Below are 15,743 nucleotides of genomic sequence, written 5' to 3' on the forward strand. Positions count from 1 at the left end.
GCTTGAAAAGGCGGCGCCACGCGGCGCCACCCTTAAATCGCGGCTTCGATCAGCGCGCGTGAACGAGCGCCGAGATGATTCCCGAGGTAATGCTGATCAATGCGTAATCATTGTCCGCCCTGACCCACTGGTACCCGCGCGGCGGGGTCTTCAAATGGTAGCGATGATAGTCGCGTACGACATTGCGCCGGTAATTGTAGGGAATCGCATGCCCACGCGACCAGCGGGTCTTCTTGACCACGATCTTTTTCTTGACGGTGACTTCCCTTTGCTGGTGTCCATGATGGCGATCCTTATGATACTGCTGCTGGGCAAAGGCGGCAGGAGTCGCAAGCAGGGAGATGGCAATCGCTGCCAAAGCAATCTTTTTCATTTCGTTTCCTCGTCAGTTGCGTGGTGTTGACTGAAACCACGGGTTGTCCTGGGACATCCCGGTTCTATGCCTGTCGAGGTGAACGAGAACTGAATGGAAATCGAAATATTTCGTAATGTTTCTAATAGCTTAGTCGAACTCGGAGTTCGATAGGGTGACGTCAGTCATACCGGCTGATGTTGAGCGGCTGGGGGTCCACGTCCGGTAATTTTCCGGAGATTAGATCGGCCAGAACACGGCCCGATCCACATGCCATTGTCCAACCGAGGGTTCCATGGCCCGTGTTGAGGTATAGGTTCGAATATTTCGTGCCGCCGCCTATGATCGGGGGACCGTCGGGCGTCATGGGCCGCAGGCCCGTCCAGAAGCTTGCTTCGCTCAGATCTCCGCCCTTCGGGAACAGGTCGCCGACCGAGTGCATGAGGGTTGCCTGACGCTTCTCGCGCAGGGTGAGATCATAACCGGAGATTTCAGCGGTGCCGCCGGCGCGTATGCGATCGCCGAGGCGCGTGATCGCAACCTTGTAGGTCTCATCCATGACAGTTGAAACCGGAGCGGCATCTTCGTTGGTGATCGGCACGGTGATCGAGTAGCCCTTCACCGGGTATACAGGGATGTACACTCCGATGCGGCGCAAGAGAAAGGGCGAATAGCTGCCGAAAGCCACCAAATAGGCGTCGGCTGTCAGTTCTTCTGTCTCGGTCGATACGCTGGCGATACGGCTCACGCTGGTATTGATCGACGTGATCGTCGTGTTGAACCGGAACGTGACACCGGCGTCGACACAAAGCGCGGCAAGCTTTTCGGTGAACATCTGGCAGTCGCCGGTTTCATCGTTTGGAAGCCGCAAACCTCCTGTAAACTTGCCTTTGACATTGGCCAAGGCCGGCTCAGCCGCGATGCATCCAGCTGGATCGAGCAGTTCATAGGGAACACCGAAGTTTTTGAGGACCTCGATATCCCCGGCGCTTCCCTCAAGTTGTTTCTGCGTGCGGAAGAGCTGCAGGGTTCCCTGCGTCCGTTCATCATATGAGATGCTGACCTCGGAGCGCAGCGCCTTGAGGGAATCCCGGCTGTATTCCGCGATCGGGACCATTCGCGCCTTGTTGCGGGCATAACGCATGGAGGTGCAATTGCGCAGCATCTTGGCGAGCCAAAGCGCCATGTAGGGATCGAACTTCGGCCGGACGACAAGCGGGCCGAAATGCATCAGCATCCATTTGATGGCCTTCAGCGGCACGCCTGGCCCTGCCCACGGCGAGGAATAGCCTGGCGAGATTTCCCCGGCATTGGCGAAGCTCGTCTCCCGCGCAGGTCCGGGCTGGCGGTCGATGACTGTAACCTCGTGGCCGGCCTGCGCCAGATACCACGCCGATGTGACGCCGACGACGCCGCTGCCAAGGACGAGTACTTTCATAACCGGGAGGCTCCTTCACACAAGACCCTTGGAAGGGCTCATGACCCGCACTCTACTGACGCGGAATTGCTTCTTTCCAGTCATTTCTGTTCCATGCGCCGAAATGTCTTGCTTTGCGGCACCGAAGTAAAGTCCGGGCAAAATAAAAGGCCGGGAAAACCCGACCTTTCTCAAATTCATCTTTGCTATCAGTGCCAGTACATCCGTGGTCAAAGACCGCGAAAGACGAATTATTTATCAGCCAGCCTGAAGCTGATCAGCAGTCATCTTGCCGGACTTGTTGTCACGGACCAATTCGAAGCTGATCTTCTGACCGTCATTGAGGCTGCGCATGCCAGCGCGCTCAACGGCAGAGATGTGTACGAATACGTCTGCTGAACCGTCATCTGGTTGAATGAAGCCGAAGCCCTTTGTGGAATTGAACCACTTTACTGTTCCAGTGCTCATGATGAACCCTTTCAATGGAAATATTTTAATACAGGGCACGACGCGCCATGCAGTTTTTAGCTCGATTTTTGAAGAAGGATCTTTCAGAGCGCCTGTGGCGCAATAAAACTTATTACTAACTACCAAATACCGATAGGGCATACATAGTGCCAAGTGCCTGTTTCGTCAATGCCAAGACCCCAGAAATAATTTCGGATCGATCGACTAAAGTCTATTCTCCAGTCTTTTCGGGCTCTTTTTATTTGGAAATATTTTCGCCGGCAGGCACTGGCGCGCAGCCGGTACGCCTTAGGACGCATGATCGGAAGACGTCAGGTGTCTGCGCTGCTGCTACTTGGCCTTGGCAGCGGCCCGGGTGGTTTTCTTTGCTTTGGGAGCAGCCGGTGGACGTGCAGCGATCTCAGCCTGCTCTTCAGCTTCCTTGGCAAGCCGTAATGCCTTGAGGCGCGCCGTCTTGCTTTCCCACTTATGTGTTTCATCATTGATGATTGCTGAAGCGGCAGCAGTGGTTGCCAGACTTTTCTGCTCTGAAGGGCTCAGGACCCGTTTTGGGTGTACGCCAACTTCAGGCATCTGTTTCGGACTATGTTTCATCGCATCTCGCATTATTGGATATGCAACCATCGCACGTGAAGTCCCTCAAGTCTATCGTGCAGTGCTTTGGCGTGCCGAGCCTGTTCCAGGCTTCCAACCCCGGGCGAAGCCGTAGGACATGGCCAGAGAGGCATATTCTATCTCACGCAAAAGGAAATCCCGCTCCGCCAGTAGGGCCGCAATTGTGGCGCGTGCATCGCCCTGGTGATAGGCAAGAGCCTCTTCAATTTCGTCGTCCGGTTGTCTGGATATGGCGTTCATCAGAATCTCCTTTTTCACGAAGATTGCCACAACCGTGCATATATGGAAAGGAATTTGTTCCTGTTTTGTTCACATTCGCGATGGTACTTGTAATTGGCCCGGTCCGTCATTGTGCGGGCCTTGTTCCGATGTTGTGCGAGCAGACGCTGGGCAAAACCGGTTCTGTGGCAGATGGTCATCCCATCTGCGTTCCAACGTCTCCGGTCTGCCTATCGCGGCTGGGCTATAGGGAAAAGTCAGGCCTTGGATTTCGCTTTCGGCGCCGCACTTTCCGCCTTCTTGATCATGGAGCTGAAGGGAACATCGGCTTTGGGAGCGACCTTCTCCTTCTTGGGTTTGCGTACTTCGCGATTGCTGCGCTGCTGACCTTTGGCCATGGTACTCTCCTGCGGCTTGATACGAGTGGGCGTGCTTCGACAATTTGGAGTGAGATTGGCGGGTCGAGAACCTCTGACGCCGCGAAGTGCCAAGCCTGGCCAAAAGACGAGCAACAGTGTTCACTGTCATTTGCGGTTTAATTGCGGCTCCCTGGATACCTATCGGAAGGGGCGGATTTATGCTAGAATTATCGACATCAGCCACATAGCCGAAAGACCCTCACCGCATCATCGATCCGGTACAGGCTTTATGGCATTGGAGGACCCAGAAGATGTTGATCCATGCTTTGAACTTGCTCAAGAAGATCAAGAAACCGGTCGCCTCATCTCAGGAAACACCCGTGAAAATAACGATACCTCCGGCGAGGAAGCCTCCTCGGCGCGAGGTGTTGGACAGCGACGGGAAGTTGCGGCGCACACGCCAGCTCATCGAACAAAACCGCCTGATCTGAAAAAAAGGCGCTGCTCCGGCAGCGCCTCTTTGAATCAAATCCCGTTTGCCATCTCTGCGCAGCAGTTCTGCGCCAGGGTGGCGTGGTCGGTCTAGCCAAATTTGGCCGAAGAATCGTCAGGGATTTAGGAGAAGCAGAAGCGTTATGAATGTGGCGAACATTGCAAAGTTCATCCAGAAGCTGGCAACGCGCGAGTTCATCGAAACCTCCATGTTACTCCTCTGAAGGTGAGGCTTGGCACCGCCCCGGGGAGGGCAAAAGCTAAGCCGGTGCCAAGCCTCCGCTGACGGACAACGCTGTCAGCCCACCAAAACGCTGGTGTAAATCATTCGTTCCACCAGGTTTCCACTCGGAACGCCTGACCCTGCGAATGCGGCGCCGATCAGCCAGACAAGAACAAGAAACGCCAATAGAATAGCGGCGAGTAGCAAGACACCAACGAATTTTACTGGCTGACGATCATTCTCGGACATAGGAGACGACTCAAGATTGTGCAGGCGCTTTAATACAACTTGGGCGCGAATTATCAACGAGAACATGTGTGAGAAGCAGGGAGCAAAAGATCACGATATCCTTTGTACCTCTGAGGTTACCACAATCACGTCGTGGGCCCCTATTGGCGGCGGCTAGCCCTTTCGATCTAATTCCGTTAAGCGCAATAATATGAAAACGTCCTGTTGCGACGCTTGGAAGGGTAGAAATGACGGGGAGCGTGGTCCTTGTAACAGGAGCCTCAGGTTTCATCGGCGTGGAACTGGTTAGCCAGCTGGAAGCGTCCGGATATCGAGTGATTAGCGCCACACGTTCCGCTGATGGCTCGAATGGGCAAAGCAGGCAATTGCTTTCGCCCGGAGATCCCGATGAAATGTTTCGACATTTGCTCGAGGACGTCGAGCATGTCGTGCACCTCGCGGCAATTGCGCATACCCAGCTTTCCGGCGCCGCTGATGCCTACCGGGCAGTCAACTGCGTTTTGGCTGCGAAACTTGCGAAAGCCGCCCACAAGGTAATTTCCGGCAAGTTTATCTTTGTCTCATCGATTCGCGCGCAGTGTGCGAGCGCTCACAAAGGTATCGTCAAAGAAACCGACCTGCCGGCGCCGTCGAACGATTACGGGCAGGCCAAACTGGCTGCCGAGGCCGAGATCGCGACCGCGATGCCAAAGGGCAATTATACGATCCTGCGGCCTGTTCTCGTTTATGGAGCGGGTGCCAAGGGCAATCTTGCCATGCTCCTGAAGCTTGCAGCACTACCACTGCCTTTGCCTCTGGGGGCGCTGTCGGGACGCCGGTCCCTGGTCGATCGTTCTGCGCTATGCAGGGCAATTATTCACTGCCTCAACGAACCCACAACCGATGCGGGCACTTTCATCGTTTCCGACAAGCTGCCGGTTACGGTTCCGCAGATACTTTGCGCCATGCGACGCGGGCTGGGTCGTAGTCCCGGGATTTTTTCCTGCCCGCCTTGGTTGCTTAACCTCGCGGCTCGCGTGACACGGCAGGGCGAACGCTGGGAGAAGTTGAATGAAGATCTCGTGGCAAGTTCGGCCAAGCTCCGGGAAACAGGCTGGGACGCCGTTGAGGATACACCTTCGCAACTTGAGGAAGTATACCGGATAGCTCGCGCTCGTTGATATAGGAGCGCCGGTTGGACTGCCCTCCGGATAGAAGTCAAATGGTCTCTTGGATAATCGGCAAATGATGTTACATTATATCCAACGTTAATTGAAAAGCGTCCTGCTTGCGTCCTTGTGGTTCGCGCGGCGCTTGAAGGATAAGAATTTGAAAGACCCCGAGAGAGATGCGCTCGCCGCGTCGAATGGAGGGGCGTCTGGTGATGGCGAGGTGCTCAACGGCACCGGAAGTCTCGCCAAGGAAGGAACCGGGCCCCACGGCAACCCTGCCCAGAACAGGCAGGAAAATCCGTCCGATTCCCGCGAAGGACGCTTCGACAAGAACCACAAGAAACGTGCGCGCCGCAGAAAGCGCGGGAAGTCGAAACAGACACCTGTTTCGCCGGATGAACCTGTTGTAGCGCAAGTTCAGCCTGGCGCGGCAGACGCTTCGACAGTCGTTCCAGCCAGGACAGGCAAGAAGCGGCGGCCCAACCGCTTTCGCCGCCGCGGCCGGTCCAGCGTCAAAGTTGCCACTGCGGCATCCCCAACCGTAGCCGTGCAACCAAGCCAGCCTGCGCCGGCGCGGGAAGTCCAGCGTGTTCAATCCAGATATGCGGGGGCGCCCCTCTATGCAGCGCTGGACCTTGGTACCAACAATTGCCGCCTTCTCGTAGCCTCTCCGACGCGACCGGGGCAATTTCGCGTTATCGATGCCTTTTCCCGCATAGTTCGTCTTGGCGAAGGGCTTGGCGCCACCGGGCGTTTGAACGACAACGCCATGGACCGAGCTGTTGAAGCTCTCAAGATTTGCCGGGACAAGCTTGACAGTCACGACGTCCGCCGGGCGCGGCTTATCGCCACCGAAGCTTGCCGCCAGGCTTCGAACGGCGAAGAGTTTCTGGACCGGGTCAAGCGCGAAACCGGCCTCGAACTCGAGATCATCAACCGGCAGACCGAAGCCCGGTTGGCGGTATCGGGCTGCGGAACGCTGGTCGAGCGGGAGACTGACGCGGTCGTTCTGTTCGATATTGGCGGCGGATCCTCGGAGATCGCGCTGATTGATGTTTCCGAACGCCGCTCGCCGCGTCTTGCCGAGCACATTATCGCCTGGACGTCCCTTCCCGTTGGCGTCGTCACCTTGGCCGAGCGTTTCGGCGGGCGGGACGTGACCTCCGACAATTTCGCGGTCATGGTCGATCATGTTGCGGGATTGATCGAGGAGTTCTCCGAGCGCCACAAGCTCGGAGATCTCGTCAAGAGCCAGAACTTTCATCTGCTCGGAACATCCGGCACTGTCACCACTCTCGCGGGCATTCACCTCGGCCTTGAGCGCTATGACCGTCGGCGCATCGATGGTATCTGGATGCAGAATGATGATGTCACGGAAATGACCAGCAAGCTCTTGTCGTGGAGCTTCGATGAACGCGTCGCCAATCCCTGCATCGGTGCTGACCGGGCCGATCTCGTACTTGCCGGTTGTGCCATTCTCGACGCGATCCGCAATGTGTGGCCCAGCCAGAAACTGCGGGTGGCGGACCGGGGCCTGCGCGAAGGTATTTTGACTGAACTCATGTCGCGTGATGGCGCGTGGCGCAATCGCTGGTTGCGTGCAACCGCATGACCCGGGAATAGGGGCCCTTATGGCTAAGACAACGACAGGGGGACGAGGCGGCACAGGCACGCGCGGACTGCACACCAAGATCAAGAAGAAGGCGGGCACGATCAAGGAATCGTCGCGCCGCTGGCTGGAGCGTCACATCAACGATCCCTATGTGCAACGCTCGAAGGCGGATGGCTATCGTTCGCGCGCAGCTTACAAGCTGATCGAGATCAATGATCGCTACAAGATCCTGAAAAAAGGACAGCGCATCATCGACCTTGGTGCGGCTCCCGGTGGCTGGAGCCAGATTGCGGCGTCGATCGTCGGTTCTCCGCAAGACGTGCCGACGGTCGTCGGCATTGACTATCTCCACATAGATCCACTGCCGGGCGTTACCTTGCTCGAGATGGATTTTCTCGATGACGCCGCACCGGACAGGCTCATGGAAGCGCTGGGCGGCCAACCGGACATCGTCCTGTCCGACATGGCCGCACCCACGACCGGCCACCGGCGCACCGACCATATCCGCACCACGCACTTATGCGAAGTAGCCGCCGACTTTGCGGTTTCGGTGCTGCGCCCCGGCGGGCACTTCCTGACGAAGACGTTCCAGGGCGGAACCGAGAATGAAGTGCTCACACTCCTCAAGAAGCACTTCAAATCCGTCCATCACGTCAAGCCTCCGGCGTCCCGTGCAGAATCGGTCGAGCTCTACTTGCTGGCAAGGGACTTCAAGGGGTTGCCGGACGATCGGGATCAACCAGATGAAGATCATCGCGGTCTGTAGTTTGGCCGTAGACAATACGAAATCGAGGGTCCGGCGATGCAACTAGAACAATTATGCGTATGCCACCCAACCCCTGAAACTGAGGCCGGCATAGAACAGGCTGACGTTTGAGAAACCTGCTCCGCGCAGCAAAGCCTCGTCTTCTTCAGGCGACAGAATCGTCAGCTTGGTAGCGATGGCCCGCTTGGCCCTTTCCTCGTTGGCGGGGTTGATTCCAGCGAATGCGACGTGACGGGCAATCCAAAGTGACCGCTCCGGCTCCGTTTGCGGAAAGCTGATGTGAGCGACGACAAATGGTGCACCCGGTGCCAGACGGCGTTGGATCTGACAGAGCGTATCGAGGCGTTGCTCGCGTGGAACGAAGTGCAGCGTCAACAGGCAGGCAGCGCCGTCGAACGGTCCCATTGGTGCTGAATCGATGAAACCCTCGTGGAGGCGCACACGCGCAGAGTGCAGCTCCACATTCTGTTCAGCTACCCGAAGCATATCGGCCGAAGGGTCGACGCCGTCAAACGTCCAACCGGCATGATCGTCGGCAAAAGACTTCAATTCCAACCCGCCCCCTGCGCCCAGAACGAGAAGGCTTCCTTGCAACGGGACACGCTCCGCGAGCAGCATAGAGGACATGCGGTGAAGGCCAGCAAAGCCTGGTACTTGTCTCGGTGGGCCCTCAGCGTAAGTTCGCGCATGGGCGCTGTTGAAGGCGCCTCCGCTGTCGGGCACATTCGGCAAATGGTCTTCGTCCGTCATGTTAGATCATCGCTCCGTCTGGCATATCGATGCAAAGTACATAAGCAAGCGCAGCCATATTGGCGCGCGGCATATGGAGTCTATTCCGCGGGTGTCGCCGCTTTCATCAGCGGCCGGTGCCCCGATACTTCCGAACCCGCGTCCGGGCCCAACGTTCGGAACGACAGGCATGCCAGTCCCGATATCGCCGCCACGACAAAGAAGGCGATGTGGAAATCAGAGAGCTGTAGCGGCCCGCCGTGAATCTTGGTCGTAACTTCGAGGAGACCGCCCGCGACGGCGACGCCTAGCGCTATGGAAATCTGCTGGGCAACGGAACTGATCGGCGTTGCCTGGCTCGTCTGTTCATTCGGAATATCCGCATAGGCGAGAGCATTCGTCCCCGTAAAGAACAGTGAACGGAAAAACCCGCCCGCAAGAAGCAGCAGGATCATTATCCAGTAAGGCGTCTCCGGCGTGAAAAACCCGTTGATGGCAACGAATATGGCGGCGACGAACGAGCCATACATCAGCGAGTTGCGGAAGCCGGTTTTTCGGTAAAACCACTTGGTGACGAGCTTCATGCTCATCGCTCCCAGCGCCGACACGAATGTGATCATTCCGGATTGGAAGGGCGTCAGTCCGAAGCCGATCTGAAACATCAGCGGCAGGAGGAAGGGTATGGCGCCGACCCCGATCCGAAAAAGGCTGCCGCCAACGATTGCCGCCCGGAAGATTTGATTGTCCAGGAGATTGAGTGCGAGCAGCGGCTCGGCGGTTCTGCGAGCATGGAAAAGATAAAGTGCCGCAGAGACGATCCCAGTAGCGAGCGTCGCCAATCCCACCCATGTCGGCAGGGCTGGCAGGCTGACGACCGACAGGCCAAAGACGATGCCCGAAGCAGCAATACCGCTCAAAAAGAAGCCCGGAACGTCGAGGGGACGCTGCACCAGCGTCTCGATGGACGGTAGATAGCGCGTGGCGACGATGATGCCGATGATGCCGATCGGAACATTGATCAGAAATATCCAGTGCCAGCTGAAATAGGTCGTCAGAAAACCTCCGACCGGCGGGCCGATGAGTGGCCCGATGAGTGCAGGCATGGTCAGCCATGCCATCGCTCCCACAAGTTCGTTGCGAGGCGTCGAACGCACCAGCACGAGGCGGCCAACGGGCGTCATCATCGCACCGCCAATACCTTGTAGAAAGCGCGCTACCACGAAGGCGAGCAGCGAGCCAGAAACGGCGCAGGCTATCGATCCGAGAACGAAGACGACAATGGCGGCGCGAAACACATTCTTTGCGCCAAACCTGTCGGCCATCCAGCCGCTGACGGGTATGAAGACCGCCAGCGATACGAGGTAGGCCGTCAACGCGAGCTTCAGCGCGATCGGGCTGGTGCCGATATCGGCGGCGATGGCCGGTAACGATGTTGCGATGACGGTCGAATCCATATTCTCCATGAACAGGGCGACGGCAAGGACAAGGGGAACGACACGGTTCAAGCTGAATTCCAGTTCTCAAGAATATGAGAAAGCAGGCGGCAAATCGTGGGGAGGGGGACTCGGTTCGCCATGATGCGTGTCCGATACCACTCGCGACAGGTGCGCTCAAGCGGCGATCAATCAGAAGTGATCCAGCCAAGGTCATTTTTGGGCTATTCAGCAGGAACGGAGCAACAGCTGCCGATGTTGCCGCGGCGCCTGTTGCCTAACTCAAATGCCTCCAGGAGATGATCCCATGTCTGCATACGAGATTTCCCGTCGCAACCTCTTTCTAGCGTCAAGCGCCATGGCTGGCGGATTGGCCATGTCCCAGGTCATTTCCGGCGATGCGCAAGCAGCCGTTCCCCAATCCGATGTAAAGTCTCCCGGGTTCAAGCGGTTCAAGCTGGGCGATTTCGAGATCACGACCCTCCTCGACGGGCTTCGACCCGGCGACGGTCCTTTTCCGACGTTCGGCGCCAATCAAAGTCAGGAGGCTGTCGCCGAATTGATGCGCGCAAATTTCCTGCCCGAAACGAAAATAGTCAATGGCTTCACTCCGGTTCTGATCAATACCGGCTCTGATCTGGTGCTTGTCGATACGGGCTTTGGTGAAGGTGGCCGCCAGAATGGCCTTGGCCAGCTTGAAGCCAATATGAAGGGAGCCGGCTACACACCGGACCAGGTCACACTTGTCGTCATCACGCATATGCACGGCGATCATATCGGCGGCCTGATAAATGGGGAGACGCCTGGCTTCCCGAACGCCCGCTATGTCGGTGGCCAGATCGAGTATGATCTCTGGACTGACACTGCCCGAACAGGCACGTCGGCCGAGGGCAATGCCAAAGCCGTCAATGCCAAGGTCAAGCCGCTTGCCGAGAAGTTCACGTTCATCAAGGCTGGCGACGCCGTGGTTCCCGGAATCACCAGCGAGGCGGCCTACGGCCACACGCCGGGGCACATGATTTTCCATGTAGAATCAGCAGGCAAGCGCCTTGTTCTGACAGCTGATACGGCCAATCATTACGTCGCATCATTGCAGAGGCCGGACTGGGAAGTCGCTTTTGATACAGACAAGGCTATGGGCGCGGCGACGCGCAAGAAGGTCTTCGACATGATTGCGGCGGACAAGGTGCCGTTCATTGGCTACCATATGCCGTTCCCCGGGGTCGGCTTTGTAGAAAAACAGGAAGTTGGCTATCGGTTCGTTCCGGTCACCTATCAGTTCGATGTTTGACCTGACCGGTGGATCCGTGAGGTAGGCACAACATTATGCGCTAGCGTTGCGGTTACAACGCCAGTAATTGCGTTTTGAGCTTTTCAAAGCGACATATTCGTGTTACCAGCCCGTGCCAATTCACTTGAACAGAACTTGATCGGCGCTCCACCACAGTGGCGCCCTTTAGTCGTATTACCGAGATTGCAAGGAAATTGGTCATGGCAAAAATCGTTGAATCCGCGACAGGCGCGCTGGCACTGACATTTGATGATGTCCTGCTCCAGCCCGGTCATTCCGAGGTCATGCCGGGCCAGACGGACATCCGCACCCGCATCGCTCCCGATATCGAGCTGAACCTGCCCCTGCTTTCGGCGGCTATGGACACGGTCACTGAGTCGCGCCTCGCCATTGCCATGGCGCAGGCCGGTGGCATGGGCGTCATCCATCGCAATCTCGCCCCCGAGTTGCAGGCCGAGGAAGTCCGGCAGGTCAAGAAGTTCGAATCCGGCATGGTCGTCAATCCTGTTACCATCGGACCCGACGCAACGCTTGCCGACGCGCAGGCGCTGATGCGGGCGCATGGTATCTCCGGCATTCCGGTGGTTGAAAATTCGGGTGAGGGCAGCCGCAAACCGGGCCGCCTCGTCGGTATCCTCACCAACCGCGATGTAAGGTTTGCCTCCGATCCTGCGCAGAAGATCTACGAACTTATGACGCGCGAAAATCTCATTACGGTGCGGGAAAACAACGTTCAGCACGAAGAGGCAAAGCGGCTCTTGCATCAGCACCGCATCGAAAAACTGCTGGTCGTAGATGACAAGGGCTATTGCGTTGGCCTGATCACGGTCAAGGACATGGAAAAGTCGCAGCTCAATCCAAACGCAGCCAAGGATTCGCAAGGGCGGCTCCGCGTTGCTGCGGCATCGAGTGTCGGCGAAGATGGTTTCGAGCGCGCCGAGCGGCTGATTGCTGCCGGTGTCGACGTCCTCGTCATCGATACTGCGCATGGCCATTCGCAGCGCGTTCTCGACGCCGTCACCCGGGCCAAGAAGATGTCGAATGCGGTGCGCATCATCGCCGGCAATGTCGCCACTGCCGCAGGTACGCAGGCGCTGATCGATGCGGGCGCCGATGCGGTCAAGGTCGGTATCGGACCGGGATCGATCTGCACCACGCGCATCGTCGCCGGTGTTGGCGTGCCGCAGCTTTCGGCGATCATGTCGGCCGTCGAAGCAGCACACAAGTCCAACGTACCGGTCATCGCCGATGGCGGGATCAAGTATTCCGGCGATTTCGCCAAGGCGCTTGCCGCCGGCGCTTCCGCTGCCATGGCAGGTTCTGCGCTCGCCGGTACGGAGGAGAGCCCTGGCGAGGTCTACCTGTACCAGGGACGTTCCTTCAAGGCCTATCGCGGCATGGGATCGGTTGGGGCAATGGCGCGGGGCTCGGCTGACCGCTATTTCCAGGCTGAAGTGCGCGACGAACTGAAGCTCGTGCCAGAGGGCATCGAAGGTCAGGTCGCCTATAAAGGCCCGGTCTCAGGCGTTCTGCATCAGCTTGCAGGCGGCCTCAGAGCATCGATGGGTTACGTTGGTGCAAAAAATCTGGAAGAATTCCGCGAAAAGGCTACATTCGTTCGCATCACCAATGCAGGTCTGCGCGAAAGCCACACCCATGATGTCACGATCACCCGCGAAAGTCCCAACTACCCCGGCGGCAACTGATCCCACGGTGAAGGGCGATGTCTGATACCGCCCTTCGCGAACATTTTTCGGCCATGGCGCGTAACAGCGCCTGGTCGAATTACCGGCTATTGAGTGCCTGTGAACAGCTCACTGACGAAGAATTTGCTCAAGAGCGTACCAGCTTCTTTCCGTCCATCCAGCTGACGCTCAATCACAATCTCATCGTCGACCATATGTATATGGCGGATATGATCGGCAAAGGGCGCAGCAATATCGACCTCATCGGCGATGTTCCCTATCCCAGAGCACCGGACCTCAAACGTGCGCAGATAGAGTTCGATAATAGTCTTATCGGGCTGTGTGACGATTTCCAACCCGAAGATCTCGATCGCATCGTGTCGATCAGCTGGGGCAACGGCGATAGTTCACAAGAGCCGGTCTATCTCCTGCTCTCGCACCTGTTCGTGCATCAGATCCACCATCGTGGGCAGGCCCATGCCATGCTGGCCGGAACCAGTGTCCCGCCGCCTCAGCTCGACGAGTTCTTTCTGAATGCTGATAAGGTGCGTCGTCAGGGCGAGCCATTCACCGAGTGATCTATTGTCACGGGATGATCCCTCTTTCACGAAGGTCGCTGAACACGCGCATGAACATTTCTTCTGTATCGACATAGTCGTGAAATCCGGCGCGGCGCAGCTTCGTGCCGTCGGCAAAGAAGTCATAATCCCAGCCAAAGACCGCGTCGCCGAAACTCCAGGACGACACATCGTTGTACGGTGTTTTGGCGAGGTCATGCTTCTCGATCATTTGTTTCCACAAATCTTCCTTGTCGGCCATGATTACATTCAATGACATTGGCAGAGGCGGCGCCACCTCCAGGTCGAAAAACCGCGCAATCTTCGGCCACATCTCGCTCCAGCGGAAGAGGTCGCCATTGTTGATGTTGAACGCCTGATTGCCGCATCGTGGGTTTGTCGCGATGAAAACGGTCGCACGTGCCAAAAGGCCTGCATCCGTCATCTCCAGCAAGCTGTCATAGGCGCCGGGCTTGCCCGGAAACCGCAGCGGAATACCGAGCTCCTTTGACATCGAGGCATAGACGGCGATGACCGAAGCAAGGTTCATGGGGTTGCCGAGCGCGAAGCCGATCACGACCGAAGGTCGCAGCGCCGACCATGTCCAGCGCTTTCCTTTCTGTAGCGCTTCCAGAAAATCCTGCTGGTCGATGTTGAATTCCGGCGGCATGTGGTTGGCGTCAGATTCGCGTGCCGGTGTCTTGAACGGGCCGAGATGAGCGCCATACACCTTGTAACCCTGCATCAGGCTGATGTGCTCCAGACGTGGCGCAACCGGCTCGATTGCGTTCACCACGTTCACTAGCATGGCGAGATTTGGCGGCACGAGCTCAGCCCAGCTGGGCCGGTCCTGATACGCCGCATAAAAGATGTGCGTCACGTCGGTCAGGTGCGCGAGCTTCGCTTTGGCCTCGGTCGCATCAAGCAAGTCGACCGCAATGTGGCTGACATTGCCGCTCGTATTTCCACCGCTCCGTGACAGGCCAACCACCTCCCAATCCAGTGCCGCGAGATGGGCCGTCAAATTGCTGCCGATGATCCCGTTGGCACCGACAATTACTGCCTTTTTGGTCATGTTCGTTACTCCAGTTCGATTTCCAACGGAGTATGAAACATGCGGAAAAGTTTGCGTACTGCACAAGAAGTGATAGCATTCATAAGTCAAACTTTGAGGATGCCATGGATCGATTCGGGGCTATGAAGACCTTTGTTCGCGTTGCGGAACTAGGGACACTGTCCGCTGCCGCACGTGCGCTGGGTTTGACGCAGCCAGCGGTGAGTCAGCAAATAGCGGCACTTGAGAAGCACCTGGATGTGCGACTGTTGCACCGGTCGACGCGCCGGCTCGCGCTTACGGAAGGCGGCGAGTCATACTATCAGCACGCACGCCAGATCCTGCAGGCAGTGGACGAAGCGGAAGAGAGTGCCAATGCGCGGTCATCGGCATTGCAAGGCAATCTGCGGGTCCATGGCCCTGTTGGCTTCGGTCAGATGCACCTCGCCCCCATTATCATCGCTTTTCAGCGCCTGCATCCGGACTTGACGATCGAGCTTGTCCTCGACGATCGGCTGGCTGATCTGATAGCGGAGGGCGTCGATGTTGCAGTTAGGCTGGGAGACCTGAAATCCTCTGATCTGATTGCCCGAAAGGTCGCAACGTTCGAGCGAATTCTCGTGGCCTCGCCAGCTTACATCGCCGACCATGGCCAACCCGAAACACCAGACGATTTGATTCGTCACCGCTATGTCAGGTTCTCATGGTCGCCGCAGGGCGAATCGGTCCCGTTGATTGGCCCTCGTGGCCCGGTGACGGCGATTGTCCGCTCTACCTTCCTTGCCAACAATGCTTTCGTCCTCAATGAAGTCCTGTGCGCCGGTCTGGGTATCGGCGGGGTACAGGCGCCGCTTGTGCAATCAATGCTCGATTCAGGCAGGCTGGTGCGGATTTTGCCGCAATACAGCTATGCGCCGATGGATATCCACGTGGTTTATGCCAGCGCTCGGTTCCTGCCGCGCAAGGTCCGGGCTTTCATTGATCATCTGGCATCGAATTTCAGGCAGGTCCCGGGCTTGCGTTCGATGCGCGTCCCTGAAATGAACGCATAGATCAACCAACGGAGCACCG

Annotated in this window: 18 protein-coding genes; 8 read left to right on the forward strand and 10 right to left on the reverse strand. The window is 57.4% G+C overall.

Annotated elements, in window-relative coordinates; all coding sequences use genetic code 11:
* Window positions 1-49: 49 nt before the first annotated feature.
* The 6 genes from CU100_RS05995 to CU100_RS26750 form a co-directional block, all read right to left on the reverse strand.
* Window positions 50-373, reverse strand: coding sequence for an RcnB family protein (locus CU100_RS05995; protein WP_106715566.1), 324 nt, complete (start codon window positions 371-373; stop codon window positions 50-52).
* Window positions 374-533: 160 nt separating this feature from the next.
* Window positions 534-1,790, reverse strand: a complete 1,257-nt coding sequence (locus tag CU100_RS06000) for a D-amino acid dehydrogenase (protein ID WP_106715567.1) — start codon at window positions 1,788-1,790, stop codon at window positions 534-536.
* 237 nt (window positions 1,791-2,027) lie between these two features.
* A complete protein-coding gene (locus CU100_RS06005) occupies window positions 2,028-2,237 on the reverse strand; it encodes a cold-shock protein (RefSeq protein WP_091881096.1) in 210 nt (69 codons plus the stop codon).
* A 330-nt stretch (window positions 2,238-2,567) separates the two neighbouring features.
* On the reverse strand, window positions 2,568-2,831 hold the full coding sequence (locus tag CU100_RS06010) for a hypothetical protein (RefSeq protein WP_245418924.1): 264 nt from the start codon (window positions 2,829-2,831) through the stop codon (window positions 2,568-2,570).
* Window positions 2,832-2,882: 51 nt separating this feature from the next.
* Entirely contained in the window at window positions 2,883-3,092 is a 210-nt protein-coding gene (locus CU100_RS06015) for a hypothetical protein (protein WP_106716032.1), read from the reverse strand.
* A gap of 236 nt (window positions 3,093-3,328) precedes the next feature.
* Window positions 3,329-3,469: a hypothetical protein gene (locus CU100_RS26750; RefSeq protein ID WP_170113740.1), complete on the reverse strand. Its 141-nt coding sequence runs from the start codon at window positions 3,467-3,469 to the stop codon at window positions 3,329-3,331.
* 250 nt (window positions 3,470-3,719) lie between these two features.
* On the opposite strand from CU100_RS26750, the gene CU100_RS26535 reads away from it, so the two are divergent.
* Window positions 3,720-4,016 (forward strand): hypothetical protein, encoded by a 297-nt coding sequence (locus CU100_RS26535; RefSeq protein ID WP_146141801.1) that lies wholly within the window; start codon window positions 3,720-3,722, stop codon window positions 4,014-4,016.
* A 204-nt stretch (window positions 4,017-4,220) separates the two neighbouring features.
* Here the strand turns inward: CU100_RS26535 and CU100_RS26755 are convergent, their stop codons facing one another.
* Window positions 4,221-4,394, reverse strand: coding sequence for a hypothetical protein (locus tag CU100_RS26755; RefSeq protein WP_170113741.1), 174 nt, complete (start codon window positions 4,392-4,394; stop codon window positions 4,221-4,223).
* 227 nt (window positions 4,395-4,621) lie between these two features.
* On the opposite strand from CU100_RS26755, the gene CU100_RS06025 reads away from it, so the two are divergent.
* The 3 genes from CU100_RS06025 to CU100_RS06035 all read left to right on the forward strand — a co-directional run bounded on the left by CU100_RS06025 (window position 4,622) and on the right by CU100_RS06035 (window position 7,923).
* Complete coding sequence (locus tag CU100_RS06025; RefSeq protein ID WP_106715569.1) at window positions 4,622-5,554, forward strand: NAD-dependent epimerase/dehydratase family protein; 933 nt, start codon at window positions 4,622-4,624, stop codon at window positions 5,552-5,554.
* A gap of 148 nt (window positions 5,555-5,702) precedes the next feature.
* Window positions 5,703-7,157 (forward strand): Ppx/GppA phosphatase family protein, encoded by a 1,455-nt coding sequence (locus CU100_RS06030; protein ID WP_106716033.1) that lies wholly within the window; start codon window positions 5,703-5,705, stop codon window positions 7,155-7,157.
* Between the two features lie 19 nt (window positions 7,158-7,176).
* The gene (locus CU100_RS06035; protein ID WP_106715570.1) at window positions 7,177-7,923 is read left to right on the forward strand and encodes an RlmE family RNA methyltransferase; all 747 of its coding nucleotides are present in this window, start codon (window positions 7,177-7,179) and stop codon (window positions 7,921-7,923) included.
* Between the two features lie 51 nt (window positions 7,924-7,974).
* Here the strand turns inward: CU100_RS06035 and CU100_RS06040 are convergent, their stop codons facing one another.
* Together CU100_RS06040 and CU100_RS06045 are read right to left on the reverse strand one after the other, a co-directional pair.
* On the reverse strand, window positions 7,975-8,673 hold the full coding sequence (locus CU100_RS06040) for a class I SAM-dependent methyltransferase (RefSeq protein WP_106715571.1): 699 nt from the start codon (window positions 8,671-8,673) through the stop codon (window positions 7,975-7,977).
* Window positions 8,674-8,753: 80 nt separating this feature from the next.
* A complete protein-coding gene (locus CU100_RS06045; RefSeq protein ID WP_106715572.1) occupies window positions 8,754-10,157 on the reverse strand; it encodes an MFS transporter in 1,404 nt (467 codons plus the stop codon).
* A gap of 235 nt (window positions 10,158-10,392) precedes the next feature.
* On the opposite strand from CU100_RS06045, the gene CU100_RS06050 reads away from it, so the two are divergent.
* From CU100_RS06050 to CU100_RS06060, 3 genes are all read left to right on the forward strand, one after another.
* On the forward strand, window positions 10,393-11,376 hold the full coding sequence (locus tag CU100_RS06050; RefSeq protein WP_106715573.1) for an MBL fold metallo-hydrolase: 984 nt from the start codon (window positions 10,393-10,395) through the stop codon (window positions 11,374-11,376).
* 200 nt (window positions 11,377-11,576) lie between these two features.
* Window positions 11,577-13,082: an IMP dehydrogenase gene (gene guaB, locus CU100_RS06055; RefSeq protein WP_106715574.1), complete on the forward strand. Its 1,506-nt coding sequence runs from the start codon at window positions 11,577-11,579 to the stop codon at window positions 13,080-13,082.
* Window positions 13,083-13,099: 17 nt separating this feature from the next.
* Window positions 13,100-13,639: a DinB family protein gene (locus CU100_RS06060; RefSeq protein ID WP_106715575.1), complete on the forward strand. Its 540-nt coding sequence runs from the start codon at window positions 13,100-13,102 to the stop codon at window positions 13,637-13,639.
* A 7-nt stretch (window positions 13,640-13,646) separates the two neighbouring features.
* Here CU100_RS06060 and CU100_RS06065 read toward each other — a convergent pair whose 3' ends face one another.
* Window positions 13,647-14,693 carry an SDR family oxidoreductase gene (locus CU100_RS06065; RefSeq protein ID WP_106715576.1) on the reverse strand — a complete coding sequence of 349 codons (1,047 nt, stop codon included), beginning with the start codon at window positions 14,691-14,693 and terminating at the stop codon, window positions 13,647-13,649.
* A 104-nt stretch (window positions 14,694-14,797) separates the two neighbouring features.
* Between CU100_RS06065 and CU100_RS06070 the strand changes: the two genes are divergently transcribed.
* The gene (locus CU100_RS06070) at window positions 14,798-15,724 is read left to right on the forward strand and encodes a LysR family transcriptional regulator (RefSeq protein WP_106715577.1); all 927 of its coding nucleotides are present in this window, start codon (window positions 14,798-14,800) and stop codon (window positions 15,722-15,724) included.
* Window positions 15,725-15,743: the final 19 nt, after the last annotated feature.

This window comes from Phyllobacterium endophyticum (genome assembly GCF_003010935.1).
GTDB classification, from domain to species: Bacteria; Pseudomonadota; Alphaproteobacteria; order Rhizobiales; family Rhizobiaceae; genus Phyllobacterium; species Phyllobacterium endophyticum.

Coding starts and splice junctions, on each gene's coding strand:
- CU100_RS26535 (WP_146141801.1), top strand. CDS start 3,720: ATGGCATTGGAGGACCCAGAAGATGTTGATCCATGCTTTGAACTTGCT.
- CU100_RS26755 (WP_170113741.1), bottom strand. CDS start 4,394: ATGTCCGAGAATGATCGTCAGCCAGTAAAATTCGTTGGTGTCTTGCTA.
- CU100_RS06010 (WP_245418924.1), bottom strand. CDS start 2,831: ATGAAACATAGTCCGAAACAGATGCCTGAAGTTGGCGTACACCCAAAA.
- guaB (WP_106715574.1), top strand. CDS start 11,577: ATGGCAAAAATCGTTGAATCCGCGACAGGCGCGCTGGCACTGACATTT.
- CU100_RS06070 (WP_106715577.1), top strand. CDS start 14,798: ATGGATCGATTCGGGGCTATGAAGACCTTTGTTCGCGTTGCGGAACTA.
- CU100_RS06035 (WP_106715570.1), top strand. CDS start 7,177: ATGGCTAAGACAACGACAGGGGGACGAGGCGGCACAGGCACGCGCGGA.
- CU100_RS06040 (WP_106715571.1), bottom strand. CDS start 8,673: ATGACGGACGAAGACCATTTGCCGAATGTGCCCGACAGCGGAGGCGCC.
- CU100_RS06005 (WP_091881096.1), bottom strand. CDS start 2,237: ATGAGCACTGGAACAGTAAAGTGGTTCAATTCCACAAAGGGCTTCGGC.
- CU100_RS06025 (WP_106715569.1), top strand. CDS start 4,622: ATGACGGGGAGCGTGGTCCTTGTAACAGGAGCCTCAGGTTTCATCGGC.
- CU100_RS06015 (WP_106716032.1), bottom strand. CDS start 3,092: ATGAACGCCATATCCAGACAACCGGACGACGAAATTGAAGAGGCTCTT.
- CU100_RS06000 (WP_106715567.1), bottom strand. CDS start 1,790: ATGAAAGTACTCGTCCTTGGCAGCGGCGTCGTCGGCGTCACATCGGCG.
- CU100_RS06060 (WP_106715575.1), top strand. CDS start 13,100: ATGTCTGATACCGCCCTTCGCGAACATTTTTCGGCCATGGCGCGTAAC.
- CU100_RS05995 (WP_106715566.1), bottom strand. CDS start 373: ATGAAAAAGATTGCTTTGGCAGCGATTGCCATCTCCCTGCTTGCGACT.
- CU100_RS26750 (WP_170113740.1), bottom strand. CDS start 3,469: ATGGCCAAAGGTCAGCAGCGCAGCAATCGCGAAGTACGCAAACCCAAG.
- CU100_RS06050 (WP_106715573.1), top strand. CDS start 10,393: ATGTCTGCATACGAGATTTCCCGTCGCAACCTCTTTCTAGCGTCAAGC.
- CU100_RS06065 (WP_106715576.1), bottom strand. CDS start 14,693: ATGACCAAAAAGGCAGTAATTGTCGGTGCCAACGGGATCATCGGCAGC.